Consider the following 332-nt stretch of genomic DNA (forward strand, 5'->3'; position numbering starts at 1 on the left):
GAACTGATGTCGTTCAGCTACAGCCATCTGTTCGGCCTGCCCCCCACGGGGCTGCGTTTCTTCACCGTGTACGGTCCCTGGGGTCGCCCGGACATGGCGGTGTTCCTGTTCACCAGGAGCATCCTGGCCGGCGAGCCGATCAAGCTGTTCAACAACGGCAACCACACGCGCGACTTCACCTATGTCGAGGACATCGCCGAAGGCGTGATCCGCGCCAGCGACAGCCCCGCCGCGGCCAACCCGGCCTGGGATTCCAGCCATCCGGATTCGGCGACCAGCAGCGCGCCCTGGCGCATCTTCAACATCGGCAACAACAATCCGGTGAAGCTGAC

At 64.2% G+C, this 332-nt stretch carries 1 protein-coding gene; it reads left to right on the forward strand.

The window, feature by feature from the left end; translation table 11 throughout:
* On the forward strand, positions 1 to 332 hold a 332-nt coding region (locus EN862_RS35310), incomplete at both ends, for an NAD-dependent epimerase/dehydratase family protein (protein WP_135913316.1).

It is taken from the genome of Mesorhizobium sp. M2E.F.Ca.ET.219.01.1.1, assembly GCF_004016445.2.
In the GTDB taxonomy this organism is placed as follows: Bacteria; Pseudomonadota; Alphaproteobacteria; order Rhizobiales; family Rhizobiaceae; genus Mesorhizobium.